The 26,632-nt window shown below is 67.3% G+C and carries 26 protein-coding genes; 20 read left to right on the top strand and 6 right to left on the bottom strand.

Annotated features, from left to right (window positions below; all coding sequences use genetic code 11):
• The first annotated feature begins 378 nt into the window (after positions 1–378).
• The 17 genes from cyoA (at position 379) to ureG (ending at position 16,599) form a co-directional block, all read left to right on the top strand.
• Positions 379–1,344 (top strand): ubiquinol oxidase subunit II, encoded by a 966-nt coding sequence (gene cyoA, locus I6H87_RS01645; protein WP_010809111.1) that lies wholly within the window; start codon positions 379–381, stop codon positions 1,342–1,344.
• Between the two features lie 8 nt (positions 1,345–1,352).
• The gene (gene cyoB / locus I6H87_RS01640; protein WP_010809110.1) at positions 1,353–3,326 is read left to right on the top strand and encodes a cytochrome o ubiquinol oxidase subunit I; all 1,974 of its coding nucleotides are present in this window, start codon (positions 1,353–1,355) and stop codon (positions 3,324–3,326) included.
• Positions 3,327–3,331: 5 nt separating this feature from the next.
• Entirely contained in the window at positions 3,332–3,976 is a 645-nt protein-coding gene (gene cyoC / locus I6H87_RS01635) for a cytochrome o ubiquinol oxidase subunit III (RefSeq protein WP_010809109.1), read from the top strand.
• On the top strand, positions 3,976–4,344 hold the full coding sequence (gene cyoD / locus I6H87_RS01630) for a cytochrome o ubiquinol oxidase subunit IV (protein ID WP_010809108.1): 369 nt from the start codon (positions 3,976–3,978) through the stop codon (positions 4,342–4,344). Before cyoC ends, cyoD begins: the two co-directional genes overlap by 1 nt.
• Positions 4,345–4,699: 355 nt before the next feature.
• A complete protein-coding gene (urtA, locus tag I6H87_RS01625) occupies positions 4,700–5,956 on the top strand; it encodes an urea ABC transporter substrate-binding protein (protein WP_010809107.1) in 1,257 nt (418 codons plus the stop codon).
• A gap of 151 nt (positions 5,957–6,107) precedes the next feature.
• Positions 6,108–7,751, top strand: coding sequence for an urea ABC transporter permease subunit UrtB (gene urtB, locus I6H87_RS01620; protein ID WP_011614863.1), 1,644 nt, complete (start codon positions 6,108–6,110; stop codon positions 7,749–7,751).
• Complete coding sequence (gene urtC, locus I6H87_RS01615; protein WP_011614864.1) at positions 7,751–8,956, top strand: urea ABC transporter permease subunit UrtC; 1,206 nt, start codon at positions 7,751–7,753, stop codon at positions 8,954–8,956. The genes urtB and urtC overlap by 1 nt, the downstream gene beginning before the upstream one ends.
• Positions 8,953–9,801, top strand: a complete 849-nt coding sequence (gene urtD / locus I6H87_RS01610) for an urea ABC transporter ATP-binding protein UrtD (RefSeq protein ID WP_010809104.1) — start codon at positions 8,953–8,955, stop codon at positions 9,799–9,801. The genes urtC and urtD overlap by 4 nt, the downstream gene beginning before the upstream one ends.
• 2 nt (positions 9,802–9,803) lie before the next feature.
• Positions 9,804–10,496 (top strand): urea ABC transporter ATP-binding subunit UrtE, encoded by a 693-nt coding sequence (gene urtE / locus I6H87_RS01605; protein ID WP_010809103.1) that lies wholly within the window; start codon positions 9,804–9,806, stop codon positions 10,494–10,496.
• A gap of 122 nt (positions 10,497–10,618) precedes the next feature.
• Positions 10,619–11,488: an urease accessory protein UreD gene (locus I6H87_RS01600; protein ID WP_011614865.1), complete on the top strand. Its 870-nt coding sequence runs from the start codon at positions 10,619–10,621 to the stop codon at positions 11,486–11,488.
• 44 nt (positions 11,489–11,532) lie between these two features.
• Positions 11,533–11,835 (top strand): urease subunit gamma, encoded by a 303-nt coding sequence (locus I6H87_RS01595; protein ID WP_010809101.1) that lies wholly within the window; start codon positions 11,533–11,535, stop codon positions 11,833–11,835.
• Positions 11,836–11,889: 54 nt separating this feature from the next.
• Complete coding sequence (locus I6H87_RS01590) at positions 11,890–12,501, top strand: HupE/UreJ family protein (protein WP_010809100.1); 612 nt, start codon at positions 11,890–11,892, stop codon at positions 12,499–12,501.
• 11 nt (positions 12,502–12,512) lie between these two features.
• Positions 12,513–12,818 (top strand): urease subunit beta, encoded by a 306-nt coding sequence (locus I6H87_RS01585; protein ID WP_011614866.1) that lies wholly within the window; start codon positions 12,513–12,515, stop codon positions 12,816–12,818.
• A complete protein-coding gene (ureC, locus tag I6H87_RS01580; RefSeq protein WP_269446654.1) occupies positions 12,815–14,533 on the top strand; it encodes an urease subunit alpha in 1,719 nt (572 codons plus the stop codon). Before I6H87_RS01585 ends, ureC begins: the two co-directional genes overlap by 4 nt.
• Positions 14,534–14,562: 29 nt before the next feature.
• Complete coding sequence (ureE, locus tag I6H87_RS01575; RefSeq protein WP_011614868.1) at positions 14,563–15,141, top strand: urease accessory protein UreE; 579 nt, start codon at positions 14,563–14,565, stop codon at positions 15,139–15,141.
• A 121-nt stretch (positions 15,142–15,262) separates the two neighbouring features.
• Entirely contained in the window at positions 15,263–15,955 is a 693-nt protein-coding gene (locus I6H87_RS01570; protein ID WP_011614869.1) for an urease accessory protein UreF, read from the top strand.
• A gap of 14 nt (positions 15,956–15,969) precedes the next feature.
• Positions 15,970–16,599, top strand: a complete 630-nt coding sequence (gene ureG, locus I6H87_RS01565; protein ID WP_010809095.1) for an urease accessory protein UreG — start codon at positions 15,970–15,972, stop codon at positions 16,597–16,599.
• On the opposite strand, the gene I6H87_RS01560 is transcribed toward ureG, so the two are convergent.
• Positions 16,596–17,036, bottom strand: coding sequence for a helix-turn-helix domain-containing protein (locus I6H87_RS01560; RefSeq protein WP_011614870.1), 441 nt, complete (start codon positions 17,034–17,036; stop codon positions 16,596–16,598). The two genes, ureG and I6H87_RS01560, sit on opposite strands and share 4 nt — an antisense overlap.
• A 265-nt stretch (positions 17,037–17,301) precedes the next feature.
• Here I6H87_RS01560 and I6H87_RS01555 point away from each other — a divergent pair, with 265 nt between their 5' ends.
• Positions 17,302–18,144 (top strand): hypothetical protein, encoded by an 843-nt coding sequence (locus tag I6H87_RS01555; protein WP_011614871.1) that lies wholly within the window; start codon positions 17,302–17,304, stop codon positions 18,142–18,144.
• Positions 18,145–18,194: 50 nt separating this feature from the next.
• On the opposite strand, the gene I6H87_RS01550 is transcribed toward I6H87_RS01555, so the two are convergent.
• Both I6H87_RS01550 and I6H87_RS01545 read right to left on the bottom strand, forming a co-directional pair.
• Entirely contained in the window at positions 18,195–18,887 is a 693-nt protein-coding gene (locus tag I6H87_RS01550) for a glutathione binding-like protein (protein ID WP_010809092.1), read from the bottom strand.
• Positions 18,888–19,044: 157 nt separating this feature from the next.
• Positions 19,045–20,307 (bottom strand): acyl-CoA dehydrogenase family protein, encoded by a 1,263-nt coding sequence (locus I6H87_RS01545; RefSeq protein ID WP_010809091.1) that lies wholly within the window; start codon positions 20,305–20,307, stop codon positions 19,045–19,047.
• A 189-nt stretch (positions 20,308–20,496) separates the two neighbouring features.
• Between I6H87_RS01545 and I6H87_RS01540 the strand changes: the two genes are divergently transcribed.
• A complete protein-coding gene (locus I6H87_RS01540; RefSeq protein WP_010809090.1) occupies positions 20,497–21,435 on the top strand; it encodes a LysR family transcriptional regulator in 939 nt (312 codons plus the stop codon).
• 264 nt (positions 21,436–21,699) lie between these two features.
• Positions 21,700–22,869: a CAP domain-containing protein gene (locus I6H87_RS01535; protein WP_011614872.1), complete on the top strand. Its 1,170-nt coding sequence runs from the start codon at positions 21,700–21,702 to the stop codon at positions 22,867–22,869.
• A gap of 27 nt (positions 22,870–22,896) precedes the next feature.
• Here I6H87_RS01535 and I6H87_RS01530 read toward each other — a convergent pair whose 3' ends face one another.
• The 3 genes from I6H87_RS01530 to I6H87_RS01520 all read right to left on the bottom strand — a co-directional run bounded on the left by I6H87_RS01530 (position 22,897) and on the right by I6H87_RS01520 (position 26,511).
• Positions 22,897–24,111, bottom strand: coding sequence for a hypothetical protein (locus I6H87_RS01530; protein ID WP_198489261.1), 1,215 nt, complete (start codon positions 24,109–24,111; stop codon positions 22,897–22,899).
• Complete coding sequence (locus tag I6H87_RS01525; RefSeq protein ID WP_011614875.1) at positions 24,108–24,731, bottom strand: sigma-70 family RNA polymerase sigma factor; 624 nt, start codon at positions 24,729–24,731, stop codon at positions 24,108–24,110. Before I6H87_RS01525 ends, I6H87_RS01530 begins: the two co-directional genes overlap by 4 nt.
• 79 nt (positions 24,732–24,810) lie before the next feature.
• Complete coding sequence (locus I6H87_RS01520; protein WP_011614876.1) at positions 24,811–26,511, bottom strand: vWA domain-containing protein; 1,701 nt, start codon at positions 26,509–26,511, stop codon at positions 24,811–24,813.
• Between the last annotated feature and the right edge of the window lie 121 nt (positions 26,512–26,632).

Here is a 26,632-nt window from a genome sequence, read left to right as displayed (position 1 = left end):
CCACGATGTTTTACGTGTTGCGCTCCCCGGCCGAAAACCGCGCTTGCCATGAAGGCAAGTCCGTCGGGAAGTGCAAAAACCTCGTATTCCAACGCTACCCGGCCGCCGTACTGAGCCGGGACCGTTCGCGGTTTCGGCCAGGTGCCGCAGCGCCGGCAAGGTCCTACAGGGCCTGCAGCGCACGCAGTCAGTTGTCCTTCCGTGTTCATGGCGTTGCAAGGCCGCATGGTCCCCCGGCGTTCGATCCGCCGCCCGACCGCAACGCCAGCTAAGGACACGTCCTTCCGGTTTTCCCTCAGCCCCACGCCTCTTGCGCGAGCATCAGGCGGTTTAGCCGCGCTTTTGCCCGAAGCGCGGTGTAACCAAACCAGTCGTGACATGAAGAAACCCATACTGCCGCGTTGGACGCGGTTCCTGCCTTGCCTTGGCCTGCTCCTGCTCGCCGGCTGCAACATGACGCTGCTCGACCCGAAAGGGCAGGTCGGCGTCGACATCAAGAACATCATCCTGATTGCAACCTGGCTCATGCTGCTGGTGGTGCTGCCGGTGATCGTGCTCACGCTGGTGTTCGCCTGGAAGTACCGCGCGTCCAATACCTCGGCGCGCTATGAGCCGGACTGGTCGCACTCCACGGCGATCGAAGTGGTGGTGTGGCTGATCCCCTGCCTGATCATCATTGCGCTGGGCATCATCACCTGGAAGTCCTCGCACGACCTGGACCCGTACAAGCCGCTCGAATCCAGCAAGAAGCCCGTCACCGTCGAGGTGGTGGCGCTGAACTGGAAGTGGCTGTTCATCTATCCGGAACTGAAGATCGCCACGGTCAACCAGATCGCCTTCCCGGTCGACACCCCGGTGAACTTCAAGATCACCTCGGATTCGATCATGAATTCGTTCTTCATCCCGCAACTGGGCAGCCAGGTGTACGCCATGGCAGGGATGGAGACCAAGCTCCACCTGATCGCCAACGAAGCCGGCTCTTACGACGGCGTATCCGCCAACTACAGCGGCGGCGGCTTCTCGGGCATGAAGTTCAAGGCGGTCGCCATGTCGAACTACGAGTTCGACCAGTGGGTCGCCAAGGTTCGCGCCTCGTCCACCGAACTGGGGGTTGAAGGCTACAAGACGCTGGCACAACCCAGCGAGAAGGAGCCGGTCACGTACTACGGCAAGGTGGAAGACAAGCTCTTCCACAACATCCTGCACAAGTACATGGACCACAGCGGCACGGCGCTCGCCGCCGACGGGTTCAAGGGCGGCCCGATCTGCACGTCGCGCAACACCCTCGGTGAAGAGCAGCTGTCGATGACCACGCCTGTGAAGGCGCTGGGCGCGCAATCCTAGGAGCAATGATGTTTGGCAAGTTGAGTTTGTCGGCGATTCCGTTTCATGAGCCGATCATCATGGTCGTTCTGGCCGGCGTCGCCCTGGGCGGTGCCGCGCTGCTAGGCGCGATCACCTATTTCAAGAAGTGGGGCTACCTCTGGAACGAGTGGTTCACCTCGGTCGACCACAAGAAGATCGGCGTGATGTACTGCCTGGTCGCCCTGATCATGCTGCTGCGCGGCTTCGCCGACGCGGTCATGATGCGCACCCAGCTGGCGCTCGCCACCAATGGCGCGACCGGCGTGCTGCCGCCCGAGCATTACGACCAGATCTTCACCGCCCACGGCGTGATCATGATCTTCTTCGTGGCCATGCCGCTGATGACCGGCCTGATGAATCTGGTCGTGCCGCTGCAGATCGGCGCGCGCGACGTGGCGTTCCCGTTCCTGAACACGCTGTCGTTCTGGCTGTTCGTGTCGGGCGCCATGCTGGTCAATGTCTCGCTGGGCGTCGGTGAATTCGCCAAGACCGGCTGGCTGGCCTACCCGCCGCTGTCGGGACTGGACTTCAGCCCGGGTGTGGGGGTGGACTACTACCTCTGGAGCTTGCAGATCTCGGGCCTGGGCACCTTGCTGACCGGCGTGAACTTCCTGGTGACGATCCTGCGCATGCGCGCGCCGGGCATGACGCTGATGCGCATGCCGGTGTTCACCTGGACCGCGCTGTGCACCAACGTGCTGATCGTGGCCGCTTTCCCGGTGCTGACCGTGACCCTGGCGCTGCTGGGCCTGGACCGCTACGTCGGTACCCACTTCTTCACGAACGACGGTGGCGGCAACGCCATGATGTACGTGAACCTGATCTGGATCTGGGGCCACCCCGAGGTGTACATCCTGATCCTGCCGGCGTTCGGCATCTTCTCTGAAGTGATCGCCACGTTCTCGGGCAAGAAGCTGTTCGGCTACAAGGGCATGGTGTACGCCACCGCCGCGATCATGGTGCTGTCGTTCATCGTGTGGCTGCACCACTTCTTCACGATGGGCTCGGGCGCCAACGTCAACGCGTTCTTCGGCATCACCACCATGATCATCTCCATCCCGACCGGGGTGAAGATCTTCAACTGGCTGTTCACCATGTACCGCGGCCGGGTCCAGATGACCTCGCCGGTGCTGTGGACGCTGGGCTTCATGATCACCTTCGTGATCGGCGGCATGACCGGCGTGCTGATGGCCGTGCCGGCCGCTGACTTCGTGCTGCACAACAGCCTGTTCCTGATCGCCCACTTCCACAACGTGATCATCGGCGGCGTGCTGTTCGGCTACCTGGCCGGCATCACCTACTGGTGGCCGAAGGCGTTCGGCTTCACGCTGAACGAGCGCCTGGGCAAGTGCGCCTTCTGGTGCTGGCTGGTCGGCTTCTACTTCGCCTTCATGCCGCTGTACGTGCTGGGCCTGATGGGCATGACCCGCCGCCTGAACCACACCGACAACCCGGCCTGGACGCCGTGGCTGTACCTGGCCGTCGTGGGCGTGGTGTTCGTGGCGCTGGGCATCTTCTTCCAGGTGCTGCAGATCGTGGTGTCGATCCGCGACCGCAAGAAGCTGGCCGACGTGACCGGCGACCCGTGGGGCGGCCGTACCCTGGAGTGGGCCACCTCGTCGCCGCCGCCGTTCTACAACTTCGCGCACACCCCGGTGGTGCGTGACCTGGACGCGTTCTCCGACATGAAGGCCCGTGGCGAGACGCTGCCGACCGAAGGCTACGAGAAGATCCACATGCCCAAGAACACGGGCGCGGGCTTCATCATCGGCGCCTTCAGCCTGGTGTTCGGCTTTGCCCTGACCTGGCATATCTGGTGGATGGCCATCGTTGGCCTGGTGGGCATGGTGTGGGCGTTTATCCACCGCAGCAACGACGACCATATCGACTACTACGTGCCGGCCACCGAGGTCGAGCAGATCGAAACGCGCCATCTGCAGCGCATTGCTTCGCAAGCCTGAGAACCATGTCGACTCAAGTCCTAGACCGCATCCCCGCGCAGGCCGGCGCACCGGCCAAAGCCGACGCGCATGGCCATGACCATGCGCACCACGATACCAGTGCCAATACGGTGTATGGCTTCTGGATCTACCTGATGAGCGACTGCATCATCTTCGCCGGACTGTTCGCGGCCTTCGCCGTGCTGCGCGGCGAACTGGCAGGCGGCCCGTCGGCGAAGGAGCTGTTCGAGCTCAACTATGTGCTGGTGGAGACCTTCATCCTGCTGTTCTCCTCGATCACGTACGGCATGGCGATGATCTCGCTGCAGAACCGCAGCCTGAGCCGCGTGCAGGTGTGGCTCGGCGTCACGTTCCTGCTGGGCGCGGCGTTCATGGCGATGGAAATCAACGAATTCCATCACCTGATCGCCGAAGGCGCCGGCCCGGGCCGCAGCGCTTTCCTGTCGTCGTTCTTCACGCTGGTCGGCACCCACGGCCTGCACGTCGCCAGCGGCATGCTGTGGATGATCGTGCTGATGTGGCAACTGTCGAAGAAGGGCATCACCCCGACCCTGAGCAAGCGCCTGATGTGCCTGTCGCTGTTCTGGCACTTCCTGGACGTGGTCTGGATCGGCGTGTTTACCGTGGTCTACCTGATGGGACATCTGTGATGGCACAACACAACGCACCGGCGGCGCACGGCGCCCACGACTCGCACGACTCGCACGCGGGTCATGACACCCACGCCAGCTTCAAGTCGTACGCAATCGGCTTCATCCTGGCCGTGATCCTGACCGTGATCCCGTTCAAGCTCGTGATGGACGGCAGCATGGACAAGGGCACCATCCTCTGGATCATCCTCGGCATGGCCGCGGTCCAGATCCTGGTCCACCTGAAGTACTTCCTGCACCTGGACACGTCGTCCGAGCAGCGCAGCAACGTGATCGCGCTGCTGTTCACGGCGCTGATCCTGGTGATCGTGGTGGCGGGTTCGCTGTGGATCATGCACAACCTGAATGCCAACATGATGGTGATGTAAGGACCAACGTCCTGGCATCAAGAGCGGGGCCCTGCAAGGGGCCCCGTTTTTTTTGCCCGTCGCCTGCCTTGGGGCGTGGTGCCCGGCCTTGGTGCGGGGACGCGCATCGCCTGGTGCCTTGCGCATGCCGCCCGCACGGAATTGCGCAGATGCACGGGAGTGGTGCGTGCGCCGCCCGCACTGCTCTGGTGCGGATGCGCGATCGCGGGCGGCGGCAGCGCCTGCGCGCCGCGCCAGCACGCCATCTGCCGGGGGTGCGGTGGGTATCAGGCGGCCTGCCTCCATGGCACGCTAGTTGCAGAAGCATCACCCGGGGAGCGTAGTCCCTGACTAACACCATAAACGGGAGCTGCAAATGCAACGACGTGACATGCTGAAGCTGTCGGCGATAGCCGCCGCGGCAATGATCGGTACCAGCCCGCTGGCCATGGCGCAGTCCAAGGAACCGATCAAGGTCGGTATCCTGCACTCGCTGTCCGGCACCATGGCCATTTCGGAGACGTCGCTGAAGGACGTGGCGCTGATGACCATCGACGAGATCAACAAGAGCGGCGGCGTGCTGGGGCGCAAGCTGGAGCCGGTGGTGGTGGATCCCGCCTCGAACTGGCCGCTGTTCGCGGAAAAGGCGCGCCAGCTGATCACCAAGGACAAGGTCGCGGTGACCTTCGGCTGCTGGACCTCGGTGTCGCGCAAATCCGTGCTGCCGGTCTACGAAGAGCTGAACTCGCTGCTGTTCTACCCGGTGCAGTATGAAGGCGAAGAGATGTCGAAGAACGTCTTCTACACCGGTGCAGCGCCCAACCAGCAGGCCATTCCGGCGGTGGAATACCTGATGAGCAAGGAAGGCGGCGGCGCCAAGCGCTTCTTCCTGCTGGGCACGGACTACGTCTACCCGCGCACCACCAACAAGATCCTGCGCGCGTTCCTGAAGAGCAAGGGCGTGGCCGACAAGGACATCGAAGAGGTCTACACCCCGTTTGGCCACAGCGACTACCAGACCATCGTCGCCAATATCAAGAAGTTCTCGCAGGGCGGCAAGACCGCGGTGATCTCCACCATCAACGGCGACTCCAACGTGCCGTTCTACAAGGAACTTGGCAACGCCGGGCTGAAGGCCAAGGACGTGCCGGTGGTGGCGTTCTCGGTGGGTGAGGAGGAACTGCGCGGCATCGATACCAAGCCACTGGTGGGCCACCTGGCCGCATGGAACTACTTCATGTCGGTCAAGAACCCCGAGAACGACGCCTTTCGCAAGCAGTGGGCGGCATGGGTCAAGGCCAACAACCTGCCCGGCGGCGACAAGCGTGTGACCAACGACCCGATGGAAGCCACCTACGTGGGCATCCATATGTGGGCGCAGGCCGTGAAGAAGGCTGGCACCACCGATACCAACAAGGTGCGCGCCGCCATGTACGGCCAGACCTTCAAGGCACCGGACGGCTTCACGCTGACCATGGGCGAGAACCACCATTTGTACAAGCCGGTGATGATCGGCGAAGTGAAGGGCGACGGCCAGTTCTCGGTGGTGTGGAAGACGCCGAAGGCGGTGCGCGCGCAGCCGTGGAGCCCGTTCATCGCGGGTAACGAAGGCAAGCCGGACAAGGTGATGTAAGCCGGGCCACCCGCTGCCGGTTGGCTCCCCTCTCCCGCTTGCGGGAGAGGGGCTGGGGGAGAGGGCTGGCGCTTGCCAGCCAGATGGCACTCGCTTCGTCATGGACACCTGCCTTCTCCCCAAACACTTATTCCGCAACTCGCCAGCACCTATGCGCAATCCCTTATCCGTTTCCATCCTGCCATGGCTGCGCGCCCTGCTGGCGGCGCTGCTGCTGGCGGCTGCGCCGTGGGCCGCGGCGCTGACGCAGGCCGACCTGAAGCCGCTGGCCGAAGACGATTTCGATGCCAAGACCGCGGCGCTGACCGCGCTGGCCAAGGCCCCGCCGGAACAGGCCGGCCCGATCCTGAAGGCCTTGCAGGACGACGCGCTGCAATATGCGCCGTCGGTCGGCATGGTGCGCCAGGATGGCGACAAGACCGTCGATGCTGTCACGGGCAAGCCGGTCGCGGTGAAAGCCGACGAGCTCGAATCCCTGACCCTGAACAACAGCCTGCGCGCGCTGGTCGACAGCGCCGCCAGCAGCCTGCTGCTGCAGTCGCCCGATATCGCGGTGCGCGCGCAGGCCATCGCCACGCTGCGCGACCAGCCCGAGAGCGCCTCGCGCGCCGCGGTCGAGGCCGCCCGCAAGAACGAGGCCGATGCCGGACTGCGCACCAGCCTGGACGTGATCTGGGCCAACCTGGTGCTGGCCGAGCCGGCCGATCCCGCAGCGCATGACGCGAGGCTTGAAGCCATCCGCATCCTCGGCAGCGACAGCAACCCGCAGAGCCGCCAGAAGCTGGCGCCGCTGGTGGAGCGCGACAGCGCCGGCAACTACCGCGAGCCCGATGCCGACGTGCGCCTGGCCGCGCAGCAGGCGCTGGACACGCTGCGCAGCGACCAGCGCCGCGCCGAGCTGATCGGCAACCTGTTCGCCGGCCTGAGCCTGGGCAGCGTGCTGCTGCTGGCCGCGCTCGGGCTGGCCATCACTTATGGCCTGATCGGCGTCATCAACATGGCGCACGGTGAATTCCTGATGATCGGCGCCTATGCCACCTACGTGGTGCAGTCGCTGTTCCGCGCCTACGCGCCGGGTGCGTTCGACTGGTACCTGCCGGCGGCGCTGCCGGCCTCGTTCCTGGCCGCCGCGCTGGTGGGCTTCGTGCTCGAGCGGCTGGTGCTGCGCCACCTGTACGGCCGCCCGCTGGAAACGCTGCTGGCCACCTTCGGCGTGAGCCTGCTGCTGATGCAGGCGGTGCGCACGCTGTTCGGCGCGCAGAACGTGGAAGTGGCCAACCCGGCGTGGATGAGCGGCGGCATCGAATGGATGCCGGGCCTGGTGATCCCGTACAACCGCATCGTCATCATCCTGTTCGCGCTGGCGGTGGTGGCGGTGGCGTGGGCGGTGCTGAACCGCACGCGGCTGGGGCTGTTCGTGCGCGCCACCACGCAGAACCGCACCATGGCGGCCTGCGTCGGCGTGCGCACCTGGAAGGTCGACAGCTACGCCTTTGCCTTTGGCGCCGGCATTGCCGGGCTGGGCGGCTGCGCGCTGTCTCAGATCGGCAATGTCGGCCCCGACCTGGGCCAGGCCTACATCATCGATTCGTTCATGGTGGTGGTGCTGGGCGGCGTCGGGCAGCTGGCCGGCACCATCGTCGGCGCCTTCGGGCTGGGCATCATCAACAAGTTCATCGAGCCCTTCTACGGCGCGGTGCTGGCCAAGATCTTTGTCCTGGTGCTGATCGTGCTGTTTATCCAGAAGCGGCCGCAGGGACTTTTCGCGCTCAAGGGGCGCAGCGCGGAGGCATGATGCAGCGAGTCCAATCGAATTCTTCCGCCACCGCGTTCCGGCTAGCGGTGCCAGAGCGGCAGGCGCTGTTCTCGCCGCGCGGCTGGCTGGTGCTTGCGGCGCTGGTGGTGATCGTCGGCATCGGCGTGCCGGTGTGCGCGCTGGTGTTGCCGGAGGGGCATCCGCTGCACCTGTCGGCTTATGCGCTGACGCTGGTCGGCAAGATCATGTGCTTTGCGCTGGCGGCGATCGCGCTGGACCTGGTGTGGGGCTACTGCGGCATCCTGAGCCTGGGCCACGGGCTGTTCTTCGCGCTGGGCGGCTATGCCATGGGCATGTACCTGATGCGATCGATCGGGCGCGAGGGCGTGTACAAGAGCGAACTGCCGGACTTCATGGTGTTCCTCGACTGGAAGGAGCTGCCATGGTTCTGGCACGGCACCGAGCACCTCGGCTATGCGCTGCTGCTGGTGGTGCTGGTGCCAGGCGTGCTGGCGTGGCTGTTCGGCTTCTTCGCCTTCCGCTCGCGCATCAAGGGCGTGTACCTGTCGATCATCACGCAGGCGATGACGTATGCGGCGATGCTGCTGTTCTTCCGCAACGAGACCGGTTTCGGCGGCAACAACGGCTTCACGGACTTCAAGCGCATTGCCGGCTTTGCGATTGCGGCGCCGCAGACGCGCACGGCGCTGTTCGTGCTGACCTTCCTGGCGCTGCTGGCGGGCTTCATCGCCTGCCGCTACATCGTCACGTCCAAGCTCGGGCGCGTGGTCACCGCGGTGCGCGATGCCGAGATGCGGGTGATGTTCTCCGGCTACAACCCGCTGGGCTACAAGCTCTTCGTGTGGACCTTTTCGGCGGTGCTGTGCGGCATCGCGGGGGCGCTGTACGTGCCGCAGGTGGGCATCATCAACCCCGGCGAGATGTCGCCCGGCAATTCGATCGAGATGGCGGTGTGGGTCGCCGTGGGCGGGCGCGGCACGCTGATCGGACCGGTGATCGGCGCGTTCCTGGTCAATGGTGCCAAGACCCTGTTCACAGCCCACTTTGCCGAATACTGGCTGTTCCTGCTGGGCGCGATGTTCGTGCTGGTGACCTTGTACCTGCCCGATGGCGTGACCGGGCTGTGGAACCGGCTGCGCGAGCGGCGCGCGGCCGCACCATCAGCCGCTGCAGACCCTGTTTCCGCGCCTGCCGTGGCAGGCCGCACGGGAGGTGAAGCATGAACGCCGCACTCCAGCACGGCCAGGCCGAAAGCGGCGATGCCACCGGCCTGGGCCGCATCGTCGAGCCCGGCACCATCGATGTCTCGCACGGGCCGATCCTGTACCTGGAAGACCTGACGGTGCAGTTCGACGGCTTCCGCGCGCTGAACAAGCTGACCTTGTCGATCGACCATGGCGAGTTGCGCTGCGTGATCGGTCCCAACGGTGCCGGCAAGACCACGATGATGGATGTCATCACCGGCAAGACCGGGCCGCGCAATGCCAATGTCAGCGGGCGCGTGTTCCTGGGCCAGACCATCGACCTGATGCGGATGACCGAGCCGCGCATCGCGCAGGTCGGCATCGGCCGCAAGTTCCAGAAGCCCACGGTGTTCGAGCAGCACGCGGTGTGGGAGAACCTGGAACTGGCGATGAAGGCCGACAAGCGCTGGTGGTCGTCGCTGCGCGCGCGGCTGACGGCGGAGGGGCATCGCCGCATCGAGGAAACGCTGGCGCTGACCGGACTGGAGGCAGAGGCCTACCGGCCCGCCGGGCTGCTGTCGCACGGGCAGAAGCAGCGCCTGGAGATCGGCATGCTGTTGATGCAGCAGCCGCAGCTGCTGTTGCTGGACGAGCCGGTGGCCGGCATGACCGATGAAGAGACCATGCAGCTGGCGGCGCTGCTCAACGGCCTGCGCGGCAGCTGCTCGATGATGGTGGTCGAGCACGACATGGAGTTCGTCGCCGCGCTCGCGGGCGATGCCGGCCAGGTCACGGTGCTGGCCGAGGGCAGCGTGCTGGCCGAAGGCACGCTCGACAGCGTCAAGCGCGATGAGCGCGTGATCGAATCCTACCTGGGAAGATAAGCATGCTGCAGGTCAATGCACTGAACCAGTTCTATGGCGGCAGCCATATCCTGCGCAATGTCAGCTTCGACGTGCCCGCCGGCAAGCTGACCACGCTGCTGGGCCGCAACGGCGTGGGCAAGAGTACGCTGCTCAAGTGCCTGATGGGCGTGGTGCCCACGCGCAGCGGCAGCATCCAATGGCAAGGGCAGGCGCTGGAGAAGAAGGCTCCGTATGAGCGCGTGTCCGCCGGGCTGGCCTATGTGCCGCAGGGCCGGGAGATCTTCCCGCGGCTGACGGTGGAAGAAAACCTGCTGATCGGCGCAGCCAGCCGGGCGCGGCCGTCCGGCGTGCCGGACCGGATCTACCAGTTGTTCCCGGTGCTGCGCACCATGCGCCTGCGCCGCGGCGGCGACCTGTCCGGCGGCCAGCAGCAGCAACTGGCGATCGGGCGCGCGCTGATGAGCGAGCCGGGCCTGCTGATCCTGGACGAGCCCACCGAGGGCATCCAGCCTTCCATCATCCAGGACATCGGCCGGGCGCTGCGCCTGCTGGTCGACGAGTTCGGCATGACGGTGCTGCTGGTCGAGCAGTACTACGAGTTCGCGCGGCATATTGCCGACCACTATGTCGTGATGAGCCGCGGCGAAGTGGTGGCGCGGGGTGCCGGCGCCAGCATGGAGCAGGACGGCGTGCGGGAGCTGATCGCCGTGTAGGGCGGCTGCGCGGCAGCGCCGGGATTTGTGGGTCATACGCTGCTTACGCGAAGCCAGGCAGCGCGCTATGATTGCTTGCAACTCCCGCCATTGCGCGCGCGCCTCCGCCGGCTGTCCTTGCCATGCGCCATCCCGATCTTCCTTCATCGCTCACCGTGCCCGCCGCATGGCAGGCCACCCTGCGGCTGCGCTTTGCGCAGCGCGGCGAACGCACCGCGCTGACCGAGCGGCGCCACCAGGGGCCGCTGCTGGTGCAGAAGCCGCTGTACCCGGAAGGCGGCATCTGCCACGCGGTGATCCTGCATCCGCCGGCTGGCGTGGCAGGCGGCGACAGCCTGGATATCGACGTGACGGTCGAGGATGGCGCGCACGCCGTGCTGGCCACGCCGGGTGCCACCAAGTGGTACAAGTCGCTCGGCCGCGAGGCGGCGCAGCATGTGCGCCTGACGGTGGGCGCAGGCGCGCGGCTGGACTGGCTGCCGCAGGAGAACATCGTCTTCGACGACGCCCGTGCGCGGATTTCGACCGTGCTCGACGTCGCGCCCGGCGGCAGCGCGATCGGCTGGGATGCTGTGGTGCTGGGCCGGCAGGCATCCGGCGAGCAGTGGACCCGCGGCGCGCTGTGGCTGGATACCCGCGTCGGCACGGGCGAGCGTGCGTTGTGGATCGAGCAATCGCATCTTGAAGCCGAGTCGCCGCTGCGCACCGCGGTGGCCGGCCTCGATGGACTCAATGTGCTGGGCACGCTGTGGGCGGTAGGCGAGGGCGCGACGCAGGAACTGGCCGAAGCCCTGGCCGAACAGCTGCCTTATACGCCGGAGCTGCGCGCCGGCGTGACCTGCCTGGCCACCAGCGGCCAGTCGATGCTGCTGCTGCGCGTGCTGGGCCGGCAGATGGAAGCCGTGCGCCACGTCATGGTCGACAGCTGGCAGGCGCTGCGCATGCCGATCCACGGTGTCGCGGCGCGGCCGCTGCGGCTGTGGGCCACGTAGGCCGCCAACAGAGACAACCGAACACAAGAAACCAGGAACAAGAGATGGAACTGACGCCGCGAGAGAAAGACAAGCTGCTGATCTTCACCGCCGCGCTGCTGGCCGAGCGGCGCAAGGCACGCGGGCTGAAGCTGAACTACCCGGAAGCGGTGGCGCTGATCACCGCCGCCATCATGGAAGGCGCGCGCGATGGCCGCACCGTGGCCGAGCTGATGCATGAGGGCACCACCGTGCTGGGCCGCGAGGACGTGATGGATGGCGTGGCCGAGATGATCCCCGAGATCCAGGTGGAGGCCACCTTTCCGGATGGCACCAAGCTGGTGACCGTCCACCATCCCATTGTCTGAACATGACCGATTCCGATTCTGGACCGCGATAACAAGACCAACCCGAGAGCCGACATGAACCGTACCGCCTGCCTGCGCCTTGCCCTGGGCACTTCCCTGACCGTTGCCGCCGGCGCCGCCCTGGCGCATCCCGGCCACGATGCCGCCACCGTCAGCGCCAGCCTGTGGGCCGGCCTGGCGCACCCCTTCACCGGCGCCGACCATTTGCTGGCGATGGCGGCGGTGGGCGTGTGGAGCGCATTGATTGCCCGCTCGGCCGCCGACACCCTGCGCCTGCCGCTGGCCTTCGTGGCGCTGATGCTGGTGGGGGCTGCAATCGGCCTGTCCGGTGTGGCGCTGCCCGCAGTCGAACCGATGATCGCGGCCTCGTTGCTGGTGATCGGGTTGCTGCTGGCGCTGCGCGCGAAGCTGCCGGCGTGGGCCGGTACGCTGCTGGTCGGCGGCTTTGCCATCTTCCACGGCTACGCCCACGGGGCCGAACTGCCCGCCACTGCGGGCGCGCTGCCTGCGGTACTCGCATACGTAGGCGGGTTTGCGGCCGCCACCATGGCGCTGCACCTGCTGGGCATCGGCGCCGGCACGTTGCTGCGCCGCCATGCCGGCTGGCTGGCCCGCGCGGCAGGTGCCGGCGTGGCGCTGTATGGCGCCAGCCTGCTGGTGGCCTGAGGAGAATCGCCATGATCCCCGGTGAACTGATGCCCGCCGACGGCGAGATCGAACTGAATGCCGGCCGCGCCACGGTCAGCGTGACGGTGGCCAATACCGGCGACCGGCCGATCCAGGTCGGCTCGCACTTCCATTTCTACGAGACCAATGCGGCGCTGGCCTTTGACCGCGAAACCGCGCGCGGCTTCCGGCTGAATATTGCCGCCGGCACCGCGGTGCGCTTCGAGCCCGGTCAGACGCGCACGGTGGAACTGGTGGCGCTGGACGGCGACCGCATCGTCTATGGCTTCAACGGCAAGATCATGGGAGCGCTGTGATGGCAAAGATCTCCAGGCAGGCCTATGCCGAGATGTTCGGCCCGACCACCGGCGACCGCCTGCGGCTGGCCGATACCGGGCTCATCATCGAAATCGAGAAAGACTTCACCATCTATGGCGAGGAAGTGAAGTTCGGCGGCGGCAAAGTGATCCGTGACGGCATGGGGCAGAGCCAGCGCATGGCCAGCGATTGCGTCGACACCGTCATCACCAATGCGCTGATCGTTGACCACTGGGGCATCGTCAAGGCCGATATCGGCCTGAAGGGCGGGCGCATCGCGGCGATCGGCAAGGCCGGCAATCCGGATATCCAGCCGGGCGTCACCATCGTGGTCGGGCCAGGCACCGAGGTGATCGCGGGCGAGGGCATGATCGTCACCGCAGGCGGCATCGACAGCCATATCCACTTCATTTGCCCGCAGCAGATCGAAGAGGCGCTGATGAGCGGCGTCACCACCATGATCGGCGGCGGCACCGGGCCGGCCACCGGCACCTTTGCCACCACCGTGACGCCGGGGCCGTGGTACATGGAGCGCATGCTGCAGGCAGCCGATGCCTACCCGATGAATATCGGCCTGCTGGGCAAGGGCAACGCCAGCCAGCAGGGGCCGCTCCTGGAGCAGGTGGAAGCGGGCGCCATCGGCCTGAAGCTGCACGAGGACTGGGGCACCACGCCGGCGGCGATCGACACCTGCCTGTCGGTGGCGGACGCGACCGATACCCAGGTGGCGATCCATACCGACACGCTCAACGAAGCCGGCTTCGTTGAAGCGACCATCGCCGCGTTCAAGGGCCGCACCATCCATACGTACCACACCGAAGGCGCGGGCGGCGGCCATGCGCCCGATATCATCAAGGTGTGCGGCGAGGCCAACGTGCTGCCGTCGTCGACCAACCCGACGCGCCCGTACACGGTCAACACGCTGGACGAGCACCTCGACATGCTGATGGTGTGCCACCACCTGGACCCGTCGATTGCCGAGGACATCGCCTTTGCCGAAAGCCGCATCCGCCGCGAGACCATCGCCGCCGAAGACATCCTGCACGACCTGGGCGCGTTCTCGATGATCTCCAGCGACTCGCAGGCGATGGGGCGCGTCGGCGAGGTCATCATCCGCACCTGGCAGACCGCGCACAAGATGGCGCTGCAGCGCGGCAAGCTGCCGGGCGATCCCAACGATGCGCGCGGCGGGCACGACAACTTCCGCGTCAAGCGCTATGTCGCCAAGTACACCATCAACCCGGCGCTGACGCATGGCATCGCTCATGAGGTGGGCTCGGTTGAAGTCGGCAAGTGGGCCGACCTGGTGTTGTGGCGTCCGGCGTTCTTCGGCGTCAAGCCCAGCCTGATCCTGAAGGGCGGCATGATTGCCGCGGCCGCGATGGGCGATCCCAATGCGTCGATCCCGACGCCGCAGCCGGTGCACTACCGGCCGATGTTTGCTTCGGCCGGCGGGGCGCTGCACCGTTCGTCGCTGACCTTTGTGTCGCAGGCGGCGCTGGCGGCCGGCATCGGCGAGCGCTACGGACTGGCCAAGACGCTGTCGGCGGTGCGCGGCACGCGCACGGTAAGCAAGCGCGACATGGTGCACAATGACTGGCAACCGCATGTCACGGTCGATCCGGAGACCTACCAGGTCGTTGCCGACGGCCAGTTGCTGACCTGCGAGCCCGCCACCGAGCTGCCCATGGCGCAGCGCTATTTCCTGTTCTGACTGGCCGGGGCCCGCGCCCCGCATCGCCCATGCTGAAGATCGACAAACTCCTGAGCGCCCCGCACGGCATCGCGCCCGTGCTGGTGCGCCGCGCGCCCAAGCTGGTCCTGCCCTTCGCCGAACGCAGCAAGAGCCGCCTGCGCGCGGTGCTCGACAACGGCGACGAAGCCGCGCTGTTCCTGGCGCGCGGCACCGTGCTGCGCGGCGGCGACCTGTTGGTGGCCGAAGACGGCAGCTTCGTGGAAGTGCAGGCCGCTGCCGAGGCGGTGCTGGAAGTGCGTGCGGAAGACCCGCATGCGCTGATGCGCGCGGCCTATCACCTCGGCAACCGCCATACGCCGGTGGAGATCGGGCGCGACTACCTGCGGCTGGAATATGACGCGGTGCTGGCGGACATGCTGCAACGGCTGGGCGTGCGCGCCGAACGTGCCGAGCTGCCGTTCGAGCCGGAGGCTGGGGCCTATGGCGGCGGGCACAAGCATGGGCACGATGCGACGTTTGCGGAGGACTATGCGGCGGCGCAGGCGGTGTTTCATGAGCATCATGGGCACTCGCACTCGCACTCGCACGATCACGTGCATGACGAGAAGTGTGGACATAAGCACTGAATTTTGCCCTGCAAGGTGGGTGCCGGACCATGCCAACCGATGAAGAACTGAACTCGCCGATACTCCCCTCTCCCGCTTGCGGGAGAGGGGAGCAAGCCATCGCTGAACCGGAGTCCGCGCCATGACGCAACTCCACCAGTTGATCTCACTGCTGCACCTCGCATCGCCATCGCTGCCAATCGGCGGCTTCAGCTATTCGCAAGGCCTGGAAGCTGCGATCGATTGTGGCAGCGTGCACGATGCGGCAAGCGCAGAACGATGGATCCGCGACAACCTGCTGCATGTGCAGGCGCAATGCGAAGCGCCGCTGTGGCTGCTGCTGCATCGCTGCTGGAAAGCGGGCGATGCCGCGCAGGTGCGGACATGGAACGACTGGTTCCGCGCCACGCGCGAGACTTCCGAGTTGCGGCTTGAGACCGAGCAGATGGGCTGGTCGCTGTCCAGGCTGATTGCGCAGATGGAGTGGGGCGCGCCCGTGCTGCGCGAGACGCTGGCGGCGCTGTCGCCGGTGTGCCTGCCGACGGCGTTCACTGCGGCATGCGTGGCGCTGCAGGTCGAGGCGCGCGACGGCCTCGCTGCCTATTGCTTCAACTGGGCCGAGAACCAGGTCGCCGCGGCGATCAAGGCGGTGCCGCTGGGCCAGGTGGCGGGGCAGCACATGCTGCGGCGCCTGCACTGCGCGGTGCTCGACACAGTCGATGAAGCCACGCGCCGCGCCGACGCCACGCCGCCGCAACTTTCCACCTTTTCCCCGATGCTGGGCCTGCTTTCCGCGCGCCACGAAACGCAGTACTCCCGGCTGTTCCGATCCTGAACCCATATCGCACCATGACCCAGGCCCGTACCAAGAAGAACCCTCCGCTGCGCGTCGGCGTCGGCGGCCCGGTTGGCTCCGGCAAGACCACGCTGCTGGAAATGCTGTGCAAGGCGATGCGCGACCGCTACGACCTGGTTGCCATCACCAACGACATCTACACGAAGGAGGACCAGCGTCTCCTGACGGTCTCCGGCGCGTTGCCGGCGGAACGCATCATGGGCGTGGAAACGGGCGGATGTCCGCACACCGCGATCCGCGAGGACGCCTCGATCAACCTGGAGGCGGTGGACCGCATGCTGGCGCGCTTCCCGGATGCTGACGTGGTCTTCATCGAGTCCGGCGGCGACAACCTCGCTGCCACCTTCAGCCCAGAACTTTCTGATTTGACGATCTACGTCATCGACGTAGCCGGCGGTGAGAAGATTCCGAGAAAGGGTGGGCCGGGCATTACCAAGTCCGACTTGCTGGTGATCAACAAGACGGACCTGGCGCCATACGTCGGGGCATCGCTGGAAGTGATGGAGAGCGATGCGCGCAAGATGCGCGGCGCCCGGCCGTTCGTGATGGGCAGCGTCAAGTCCGGGCAGGGCCTGGACGAGGTGATCCGCTTTATCGAACGGCAGGGCATGCTGGGCGTCTAGTCTGCGCTGTCGCCCTTGGCATCGGATGCGGCGTTGGTGGCGTGAGTCAGCGACGGGCGGAAGCTGCCCTTGCCCGCCAGCGCCCGCGCCACCGCGGCCACCAGGTTCAGCTCGGGCTCGGTCAGCTCCGCCATATGGCGCACGGTGGCCTCGATCGCCGCGCGCTGGCGGTTGCCGAAGGGCGCGCGCGATTGTTCCACCTGCAGCTGGCTGGCGTCATGGCGGCTGAAGTCGAGCATCTCCGGGGTTGGCACGGCGAGCGTCTCGGCCAGCCTGCAGATGTTGGCGAGCGCCAGGTTGCGCTTGCCGCTTTCGATGCCGCTCAGGTATGAGCGCGACAGCCCGCTCTCAAGCGACAGGGTTTCCTGGGACCAGCCCCGCTGCTTGCGTAGCCAGGCAAGATGCAATCCGAATAGTCTGAGATTTCGAGAAGTCATGGGGTCGTGAAAGGTTCGGAGTGGTCTGAGGCTAAGGGTTTGACCTTGAGGCCACGACAACTTATCCTCTTCCTCACTATCGGTGTCCGACCCGCAAATTGAGGGGTGCGCCAGGCAAAATGGCGCGACACGATGGCATCAACCGGACGGCCTGCATGGCCGAGCCAAACGGGCCACTGCGCAATGCTGCGCGCAACGCTGTCATGCGTGCGCCGCACTGCGCGGACAGCCGCCTTGCGGCCTGTCGCCCTGCAGGGGGATTGCCATGCAGATCTTCACGCTGTTCGAGGCGCGGATGCGCGCCCTCCATGCCGACCGCCACGCGCCGTCGGACTTCATTCCCGGGTTCCAGTCACGCTTGCTTGCCGCTGCAGCCGGCCTCGGCAGCACCTGCGACTACGTCTTTCTCTGCGCCGGCGAGACCCAGGCTGAATTTGCCGCGGACCGCCATGAATGGTGGGGCTGCCTGCGCGGGGGCCTGCGGCTGTGGTCGCCCGGGCGCGGCTGCCTGCTGATGGGCGGCGGCGAGCTGTTTGCGCCGGCGCCAGGCGTACCGATGCAGGTGCAGGCGATGGTCGACACCATCCTGGTGCGCACCGTGCCGCAAGGGCCGGCCGATGCATCGCGGCCGGTGGCGCTGCCTGCGGGGTGGCACTGCGCGCTGGGCGGCATTGCCGCGGTCGGGGCCAATGGCGCCGAGGGGGTGGCGGGCATGCACGTGTTGCCGGCAGAGGTGGTGCGGGCCGAGGGCCCGCAGCCGGAGCAGGGCATGCGGCCGGAGTTCATCCAGCTGGACCAGTCGGGCGATGACTGGGCGCAGCGGCTGCAGGCGCGCGGGCTGCGCTGGGCGCTGTGCTACCGCGGCGCCATCGGCCTGCACTGGCATGGCGCGCTGGTGCGGGCCGGTGGGGACATGGCCTTCCTGCAGCCCGGCACGCTCTACGCGCCGGACCCGCACGAGTCATGCCGGCTCGACGTGCTGTTGCCGGGCACCGGCCTGCTGTGCTGCTTCGGGCCGGGCGATGACGTCGAGATTGGTGTTGCGGCGCGCGGCGGACGGCGCGCGGACGGGTATGCGATTGCGTGCCACGCGCTGGCGCCGACCTGATGCCAGGCGGGTCAGCCGGGGCCAGCGCCCCGGCCGCGGCAGTGCCGTGCTCAGTGCCGCTTGTATTGCGTGGCGCCGAACAGGACCTCGCGCGCCTTGTCGTCCTGCAGCGCCTTGCGCGCGCTGGCCAGCACTTCCACGCCGCGCTTGACCGCGGGGCGCTCGGCGATCTCGTTGAACCAGCGCTTCAGGTTCGGGTAGTCGTCCAGGTCCACGCCCTGGTTCTGCCAGCTGCGCAGCCACGGGAAGGTGGCGATGTCGGCGATGGTGTACTGCTCGCCGGCCAGGCAGGCGTGCTTTGACAACTGCGTGTCGATCACGCCGTACAGGCGCCTGGCCTCGTTGGTGTAGCGGTTGACCGCGTACTCGATCTTCTCGGGCGCGTACATGCGGAAGTGGTGCGCCTGGCCCAGCATCGGGCCCACGCCGCCCATCTGGAACATCAGCCACTGCAGCGCCTCGTACTTGCCGCGCACGTCCTCGGGCAGGAACTTGCCGGTCTTGCCGGCCAGGTAGAGCAGGATGGCGCCCGATTCGAACAGCGAGATCGGCTTGCCGTCCGGGCCGTCGGGGTCGACGATGGCCGGGATCTTGTTGTTGGGGCTGATCTTCAGGAAGTCCTCGCCGAACTGGTCGCCGGCGCCGATGTTGATCGGATGGACCTTGTACTCCAGGCCGCATTCTTCCAGCATGATGTGGACTTTGTGGCCGTTGGGCGTGGCCCAGGTGTAGACGTCGATCATCGCAAAAGATCTCCTGGCTGCGATCGTTGGGGATGGCCACATCAACCACTGACGTGGCGAACCGGGCGATTTAAGCACAGAAGAAAAAAACGCGCAGACTGGCTGCGCGTTTTCCATACTGCCGGCAGGGCCGAAGCCCCGCGGCGTTGCCAGGCGGTCAGAACCCGCGTGCCACCGGCATCCTGATGTCGTCCGGGTTCAGGTTCATGTGCTTGGCCAGCTCCAGCTTGGCGATGGCGTTGCGGTGCACCTCGTCCGGGCCGTCGGCCAGGCGCAGCGTGCGCTGGTGCGCCCACCAGTTGGCCAGCGGGAAGTCGCTGGAGACGCCGGCGGCGCCATGGACCTGGATGGCCCAGTCGATCACCTTCAGCGCCACGTTGGGGGCGATCACCTTGATCATGGCGATCTCGGCCTTGGCCACCTTGTTGCCCACGGTGTCCATCATGTACGCGGCCTTGAGCGTCAGCAGGCGCGCCATCTCGATCTCGCAGCGGGCTTCGGCGATACGTTCCTGCGTCACGCCCTGGCTGGACACCGGCTTGCCGAAGGCCACGCGCGACAGCGCGCGCTTGCACATCAGTTCCAGCGCGCGCTCGGCCACGCCGATGCTGCGCATGCAGTGGTGGATGCGGCCCGGGCCCAGGCGGCCCTGCGCGATCTCGAAGCCGCGGCCTTCGCCCAGCAGGATGTTCGAGGCCGGCACGCGCACGTTCTTCAGCTCGATCTCCATATGGCCGTGCGGCGCGTCGTCGTAGCCGAACACCGGCAGGAAGCGCTTGATGGTGATGCCCGGGGTATCGGCCGGCACCACGATCATCGACTGCTGCTCATGGCGGCCGGCGTCGGGATTGGTCTTGCCCATCACGATGTAGACCTTGCAGCGGGGGTCGCCCGCGCCCGACGACCACCACTTGGTGCCGTTGATCACATAGTGGTCGCCGTCGCGCTCGATGCGGCATTCGATATTGGTCGCGTCCGACGAGGCCACGGCCGGCTCGGTCATCAGGAAGGCCGAGCGGATCTCGCCGGCCAGCAGCGGCTCGAGCCACTTGTCCTTCAGTTCCTCGGAGGCATAGCGCTCCAGCGTCTCCATGTTGCCGGTGTCGGGGGCCGCGCAGTTGAAGACCTCGGCCGACCAGGGCACCCGGCCCATGATTTCGCACAGCGTGGCGTATTCCAGGTTCGACAGGCCCTGCGGGGCGCGCGGCGAGCGCGGCAGGAACAGGTTCCACAGGCCGGCCGCGCGTGCCAGCGGCTTCAGCTCCTCGATCACCTTGGTCGGCACCCAGGCATTGCCGGCGCGGCGGTTGGCGTCGATCTCCGCGGCGAAACGCTTTTCGTTCGGGTAGATGTGCTGGTCGAAGAAGGCCAGCAGTTTGGCCTGCATTTCCTTGACCTTCGGGCTGTATTCGAAATCCATGTGGTCTCCTCGCTACGGAATCAGTGGGCGCCGGGGTGGGCGGCGGCGCCTCGTTGGCCTCGGCAGGCCTCGGCATCAGTGCGGCATGGGCCGATGAAATGCACTCTATCTGAAAGCTGATAATAAGAAAAATGAATTATCTGGATTTGCCAGTATCAATTCCCTGCATTCCGTGACAGAATCTCCGGCATGCAGCTCTCCCGCATCGACCTGAATCTCTTCGTGGTGTTCGACGCCATCTACAGCGAAGGCAGCATCACCGCGGCCGCGCGCCAGCTCAACCTGACGCAGCCCGCGGTCAGCCATGCGCTGGGCCGGCTGCGCACGCTGTTCGACGACCCGCTGTTCGAGCGGCGCGGGCAGGGCATGGCGCCCACGCCGCTGGCGCGCTCGCTGGCCGCCGAGGTGCGCAGCGCGCTGCAATCGTTCGCGCGCACGCTGCAGGATACGCCGCACTTCGATCCCACCAATACCGTGCGGCGTTTCACCATCGGCATGCGCGACGCGCTGGAATCCACGCTGCTGCCGCCGCTGATGGCGCGCGTCACGGCAATGGCGCCGCAGGTGGAGATTGCCGCGATCCGCTTCGACCGCCGCGAGATGGAATCCGAGCTGCTGGCCGGCACGCTGGACGCCGCGCTGGACATCCTGCTGCCGGTCTCGCCCGCCATCCACCACGCGCCGTTCATGGCCGATCCGATGGTGGTGCTGGCGCGGCGCGACCATCCGCTGGTGAAGAAGGAACTGACGCTCGAGCGCTACCTCGCGGCCGAGCATGTGCACGTGTCGTCGCGCCGCCGCGGCGCCGGGCTGGAAGACCAGGCCCTGCACCGCATGGGCCTGACGCGGCGCGTGCGCCTGCGTTGCCAGCACTACGCGGCCGCGTGCCGCGTGGTCAGCTGCACCGACCTGCTGGCCACGCTGCCGCTGCGCTATGCGCGCATCGCCAATGAGCCCTATGCCAACCGCCTGCTGTCGCTGCCGTTCAAGGTGCCGTCGCTGGAACTGCACCTGTACTGGCATGCGGGCGGCGAAAACGACGGTGCCAACCGCTGGCTGCGCGAGCAGCTGATGGCGGTGATGGCCGCGCTCGGCACCGGCATGGCCGACGTGGCCGCCGCCAGCTAAGTGCCCTCGCGCCCGCACGGCGGGCACCGCAAGCGATCCCCGCGGCGCCTCGGTGCGGCGCGCGCGGGTCACACGTAAGGAATTGTTCATGGGCTAGACCCTGCCGGTCCGCGCCCATACCATCGTCCGGTCTTTCTGCCCCCGGCGCCGCCGCCGCGAGCCCGTGTCCACACGGTGCTGGCGGTGGTTGCCGCGCCGGCTGTCCGCGCCTGCGGATCCCCCGGGGCAGGTTCCTTCCTCCGATGACCACGACGATTCAGAACGATGACCGGGAAACGCTTGCTTGCTGATCACCAACCCATGCCGCCGCGACGCGCGCGGCGCACCACGCTCGCCCTGACCACCCTTTGCGCTGCTGCGGCGCTGGCACTGTCCGCATGTGGCGGCGGTGGTGGCGATGGCGATGGCGGCGGCGGTACTTCGTCGAACGCATCGCAAGCGAACGGGCAGGCCAGCGCGCCGTCCGGCTCTGGCTCGATCACGCCATCCACCGCAGGTGCCTGCTATACCGTCAGCGGCACGGCGCCGGCACCCGCGGCGGGCGGCGGCGTCTCGCTGCTGCCGGCGCGCGGCAGTGCGGTCAGCAATTACCGCGTGCTGGAAGAGCCGCGCAGCGCCGGCCTGTGCTACGCCAACTATCGGCGCGAGCAGGTGGGCCTGCCGCCGCTGGCGGCACGCGATCCGCTCAATACCGTGGCGCAGAACCACACTGCCTACATGCTGGCCAACGCCACGCTGACGCACGACGAGACCAGCGGCAAGCCGGGCTATACCGGCGCCACGCCCAACGAGCGCATCCAGGCCGCCTATCCGACCAATGCCACCGCGGAAGTCGTGGCCGGTGCCAACCGCTGGACTTCGGTTGCCAATGCGCAGCTGTCGATGTCGCCCAAGGACGCGCTGGTGTCGGACCTGGTCAACGCGCCGTTCCACCGCGCCGCGCTGCTGGGCAGCTACGGCTCGGCCGGCAGCGGCTTTGCCGAGCGCGTGGGCCCTGATGGCAGCGGCACCTCGGCCAGCTACTACCAGACCATCGACCTGGCCGATGCATCGAAGGGCGGCAGCGACAGCCAGATGGTGGCCTACCCGTACAACGGCCAGGCCGACGTGCCGGCCAGCTGGGTCAACACCGAAAGCCCCAACCCCGCCCCAGGCTATGAGGGCAAGACCGTGGGCTATCCGGTTTCGCTGCAGGCCATCAACACCTCGCTGCAGTTCGATGCCGACAACTTCGTCATCACCGACGCGCAAGGCAACAATGTGAGCTGCCTCAAGGTCGACAGCCGTTCGTCGGGCCTCTCCAGCGCGGCACGCGGCCTGGCGATCTGCACGCCGGTGGCGCCGCTGGCCAGCCAGCAGCGCTACAGCGTGAGGGTTACCGGCCGGCTGGGTTCGCAGCCGGTGGACCTGAGCTGGTCGTTCACCACACGCTGACCAGCACTCGCCAGCACAGCGGCGCGCTCATTGCGGCGCGCCGTGCCGCAGTTCGATGCGCACCTGGCCCGGGGCCAGCGTGCGGTCGGCCTGCACGGCAAATGGCACCGGCGGGCGTTGCGCCGCCGGCATCGACTGCCAGAGCCGTCCTGCCCATTCCCTGATTGCCTCACTGTCCGGTTCGGCCGCCAGCAGCGTGACCGATGCCGCCGCCGGCATGCGCGCGGCCGTGGCGGCGGGGTCGTCCTGGATCGACACGACCATGCTGGATGCGGTGTGCGCCGCAGGGGCGCGCGCGGCCGCCATCGGTGGCCCTGCCTTGCGTGCAAAATCTGCCCGCGGCGCGGCCGCCGGCGGTGCCGCGGGTGCCGGCATTGCCGGCTGCGGGACTGCTTCTGCCATGGCCGGATACGCGGGAGCGGCCGGTGCGGCGGCCACGGCCGGCGCCTGGGCGGACAAGCTTTCGGTCGCTTGCGGCGGTGCTTGCGTGGCGGCCTCGCGTGGCGCCGTGCCCCCGGCCGTTGCCGACGCGCGGCTGCGCTGCCCGGCGTGCGCCGGGGCAGGCCGCTCTTCCCGCTGCGGGGCCGGGGCAGCCTTCGCGGCTGGCGGCGGATTTGCCGGCGTGGCCGTCCCGGGCTCCGCCGCAGCTTGCGGTGCGGGCGCTGCCGCCATCTCTGCGGCGGGCGCAGCGGCCGGGGCGGACACCTGTTCAGGCGCCGACGCCGGCAGCAGTGCGCCATCATCGATCTGCCGCAGCACGATGCTGGTGGTCAGCCCGGCCACTGCCGCGACGCTGGCCACTAGCCCGAGCGAGCGCCACCACCGCCGCGCGCGCGCGGCGCGCGCTGCCATGGATTGCGTTGCGGTCCCTGTGGCCCGTGGTGTTGCCGCCTCAGCTGCCTGTGCCTGCAGCCACGCGCTGGCAGCGGCACCGACCGGGGCACCCAGGATCTCCGCTGCGGGCTCGCCTGACGCCACGCGTGCAAGCAGCGCATCGCGTCGCGCGGCCTGCGCCGCCTGCAGGCGCGCGGCTTCTTCCTGCACCGCCATGGCCAGCGTTGGCGGCGCGGCGAAGGGCAGGACCGCCGCGCCGGCCCGCTGGCGATCCTCCTCCTGTTGTGCCGCACGTGCGGCCGCGTGCACCGACTCTGCCAGCGCAGCGGACGGCGCGTAAGCGGGCAGCTCCCGCAGCAGCGCCGAAAGCCGGTCCTTGCCGTCGATAAAGCGGTCGGCCGCGTTCACGACGGCGTCTCCTGCGAGCCCGGCACGCTGCCGGCCAGGTTTGCGCGCAGGCGCGCAAACGCATAGCGCAGCCGGCTCTTCACCGTCTCGAACTTCTCGCCGAGCATCTGCGCAATCTCTTCGACGCTCATGTCGCTGAAGAAGCGCAGCACCACCACCTCGCGCTGGGCGACGGGCAGCTGCAGCAGCGCGCGCTGCACGTGGTGCGCGTGCTGGCGCAACTGCAGCTCCGCTTCCGGCGACAGGTCGTCGGCCGGCATCTCCGCTGGCTGGTCGTCCAGCGCTTCGCGCTGGCGCGCATCGGCGCTGCGCACCTGGTCGAGCCAGGAATTGCGCGCAATCTGGAACAGGAAGGTGCGGAACGCCGCGTCCGGCTGGTAGTCGCCGCAGCGGGTCATCAGCTTGACCCAGGTCTTCTGCGCGATGTCTTCCGCTTCGCCGCGGTTGCCCTGGCACAGCCAGGCCACGTAGTTGTAGAGGCCGGCGTTATGGCGGCGGAACAGCTCGGTGACGGGCTGCTCGATGATGCCGCCCGCCACCAGCAGCATCAGGTCATGGTCGGGCAGCGCGGACAACGCGGCGCCGGGCGCGGCGGAAGGGACGGGGTCGGGTGCCTGCATGCGCCGGAGTATAGGAGAGCGCAAGGCGGCGCGACAGTCCGCCGCGCCGCCTTGCGCCGGCTCGCGGCCCGGGCTGGTGTCAGCGTGCCGCACGCTCGGCCGGCCCGCCGCTGGTAGCGCCGGCCGGACTGGCCGTGGCCAGGCTCTGTGCCAGGTCCACCAGCTTGAGGAACTCGCCCCGATAGCCAAAGCGGTCGGTGCCGCGGGCGCCCTGGGCCAGCGCGTGGGCATCGGCGTAGCGCCAGTCGCCGGTGAACTTGCCGCCGCGCAGCACCTGACCGAAACCGGCCACCGCCGCGGCAAAGCGGAAGTCGTCATCGCCTTGCGCCAGCGGACGGATGGCCTGCCGCACGACGGTGATGTCCATCAACTGGCTGGTGCTGGCGGCAGGCAGCTTGTAGCGCAGCTTGATGTGCGCGAGCTCGCCGTCGCGCCCCGGCGCGGGTGCGGCCGGCTGGTAGCGCAGCGGATCGACCAGCCCGGCCTGGCCGGCCAGCGTCAGCTCATACAGCGCCGTCACGGTGTGGCCCGCGCCGATATCGCCGGCATCGACCTTGTCGTTGTTGAAGTCCTCGCGCGCCAGCATGCGGTTCTCATAGCCGATCAGGCGATACTCCTTCACCGTGGCCGGATTGAATTCCACCTGGATCTTCACGTCGCGCGCGATGGTGGCCAGGGTCGAGCTGATCTCGCTGACCAGCACCTTGTTGCCTTCCATCAGGTTGTCGATATACGAATAGGCGCCGTCGCCGGCATCGGCCAGCTGCTCCATCAGCTGCTCGTTGTAGTTGCCGGTGCCGAAACCGAGCGTGGACAGCGATACGCCCGACTTGCGTTTCTCTTCCACCATGCTCTTGAGTTGCCGGAAGTCGGTCACGCCCACATTGAAGTCGCCGTCGGTGGCCAGCAGCACGCGGTTGATGCCGCCGGCGATAAAGCTCTGCTGCGCGGCCTGATAGGCCAGCGCGATGCCGCTGGCGCCGGCGGTGCTGCCCCCGGCCACGAGCTGGTCGATGGCGGCGCTGATGGCGGTCTTGTCGCTGCCCGGCGTGGGTGGCAGCGCCACGCGCGTGCCGCTGGCATAGGTGACCAGCGTGATGCGGTCCTGCGGCCGCAGCTTGTTCACCAGCAGCTTGAGCGAGGACTTCAGCAGCAGCAGCTTGTCCGGCGAATTCATCGATCCCGACACATCCACCAGGAATACCAGGTTGGCGGGCGGCAGCGCGGCGCTGGCCATGTCCTTGCCCTTGATGCCGATGCGCAGCAGCACATTGGCCGGGTGCCAGGGCGCGGGCGCCAGCGCGGCATGCACGGCGAACGGACGGCCGTCGGCGGGCTGGGCATAGTCATAGGGGAAGTAGTTCAGCAACTCTTCCACGCGCACCGCATCGGCCGGCGGCATGCGTCCGGCATTGAGCATGCGGCGCATATTGCTGTAGCTGCCGGTATCGACATCGATGCTGAAGGTGGATACCGGCGCCTGCGCCACCAGCCTGACGCCGTTTTCCTCGATGGCGCCGTAGCGTTCGCGCTCGGCTGGTACCGGCGGTGGAAGGTGGTAGGGCATCGCCAGCGGGGCGCGCGGGGCGATGGCGTGCATTTCCATGGCGGGTGCCACCTGGCCAGCCTTGGCGGCGTGGTCGTGCGTGGGCGCCGGGGCCGCGGGCGGCGGCACAGGCTGGGCCACTTCCGGGGGAAGCGACGGCGAATGCCCGCCGCAGGCCGACAACACCAGAGCGGCGGCAAAACTGGAAATGATGGCCGGTGCGCGAAGTTGCATATTGTTCTCCTGAGCGGCCACGGGGCGGGTCCCCGGTCATGACGGCCTGTCGATGAAACGGTGCTGGCGAGGGGTTGGGGTTAAGCCGGGAGAATCTTTTTTGCACCTGCATGTGGCTCCC

This window comes from Cupriavidus necator (genome assembly GCF_016127575.1).
Classification (GTDB): Bacteria; Pseudomonadota; Gammaproteobacteria; order Burkholderiales; family Burkholderiaceae; genus Cupriavidus; species Cupriavidus necator_D.
This window is presented reverse-complemented; position numbering and strand designations above follow the sequence as displayed.

Coding starts and splice junctions, on each gene's coding strand:
- cyoA (WP_010809111.1), top strand. CDS start 379: ATGAAGAAACCCATACTGCCGCGTTGGACGCGGTTCCTGCCTTGCCTT.
- cyoB (WP_010809110.1), top strand. CDS start 1,353: ATGTTTGGCAAGTTGAGTTTGTCGGCGATTCCGTTTCATGAGCCGATC.
- cyoC (WP_010809109.1), top strand. CDS start 3,332: ATGTCGACTCAAGTCCTAGACCGCATCCCCGCGCAGGCCGGCGCACCG.
- cyoD (WP_010809108.1), top strand. CDS start 3,976: ATGGCACAACACAACGCACCGGCGGCGCACGGCGCCCACGACTCGCAC.
- urtA (WP_010809107.1), top strand. CDS start 4,700: ATGCAACGACGTGACATGCTGAAGCTGTCGGCGATAGCCGCCGCGGCA.
- urtB (WP_011614863.1), top strand. CDS start 6,108: ATGCGCAATCCCTTATCCGTTTCCATCCTGCCATGGCTGCGCGCCCTG.
- urtC (WP_011614864.1), top strand. CDS start 7,751: ATGCAGCGAGTCCAATCGAATTCTTCCGCCACCGCGTTCCGGCTAGCG.
- urtD (WP_010809104.1), top strand. CDS start 8,953: ATGAACGCCGCACTCCAGCACGGCCAGGCCGAAAGCGGCGATGCCACC.
- urtE (WP_010809103.1), top strand. CDS start 9,804: ATGCTGCAGGTCAATGCACTGAACCAGTTCTATGGCGGCAGCCATATC.
- I6H87_RS01600 (WP_011614865.1), top strand. CDS start 10,619: ATGCGCCATCCCGATCTTCCTTCATCGCTCACCGTGCCCGCCGCATGG.
- I6H87_RS01595 (WP_010809101.1), top strand. CDS start 11,533: ATGGAACTGACGCCGCGAGAGAAAGACAAGCTGCTGATCTTCACCGCC.
- I6H87_RS01590 (WP_010809100.1), top strand. CDS start 11,890: ATGAACCGTACCGCCTGCCTGCGCCTTGCCCTGGGCACTTCCCTGACC.
- I6H87_RS01585 (WP_011614866.1), top strand. CDS start 12,513: ATGATCCCCGGTGAACTGATGCCCGCCGACGGCGAGATCGAACTGAAT.
- ureE (WP_011614868.1), top strand. CDS start 14,563: ATGCTGAAGATCGACAAACTCCTGAGCGCCCCGCACGGCATCGCGCCC.
- I6H87_RS01570 (WP_011614869.1), top strand. CDS start 15,263: ATGACGCAACTCCACCAGTTGATCTCACTGCTGCACCTCGCATCGCCA.
- ureG (WP_010809095.1), top strand. CDS start 15,970: ATGACCCAGGCCCGTACCAAGAAGAACCCTCCGCTGCGCGTCGGCGTC.
- I6H87_RS01560 (WP_011614870.1), bottom strand. CDS start 17,036: ATGACTTCTCGAAATCTCAGACTATTCGGATTGCATCTTGCCTGGCTA.
- I6H87_RS01555 (WP_011614871.1), top strand. CDS start 17,302: ATGCAGATCTTCACGCTGTTCGAGGCGCGGATGCGCGCCCTCCATGCC.
- I6H87_RS01550 (WP_010809092.1), bottom strand. CDS start 18,887: ATGATCGACGTCTACACCTGGGCCACGCCCAACGGCCACAAAGTCCAC.
- I6H87_RS01545 (WP_010809091.1), bottom strand. CDS start 20,307: ATGGATTTCGAATACAGCCCGAAGGTCAAGGAAATGCAGGCCAAACTG.
- I6H87_RS01540 (WP_010809090.1), top strand. CDS start 20,497: ATGCAGCTCTCCCGCATCGACCTGAATCTCTTCGTGGTGTTCGACGCC.
- I6H87_RS01535 (WP_011614872.1), top strand. CDS start 21,700: ATGACCGGGAAACGCTTGCTTGCTGATCACCAACCCATGCCGCCGCGA.
- I6H87_RS01525 (WP_011614875.1), bottom strand. CDS start 24,731: ATGCAGGCACCCGACCCCGTCCCTTCCGCCGCGCCCGGCGCCGCGTTG.
- I6H87_RS01520 (WP_011614876.1), bottom strand. CDS start 26,511: ATGCAACTTCGCGCACCGGCCATCATTTCCAGTTTTGCCGCCGCTCTG.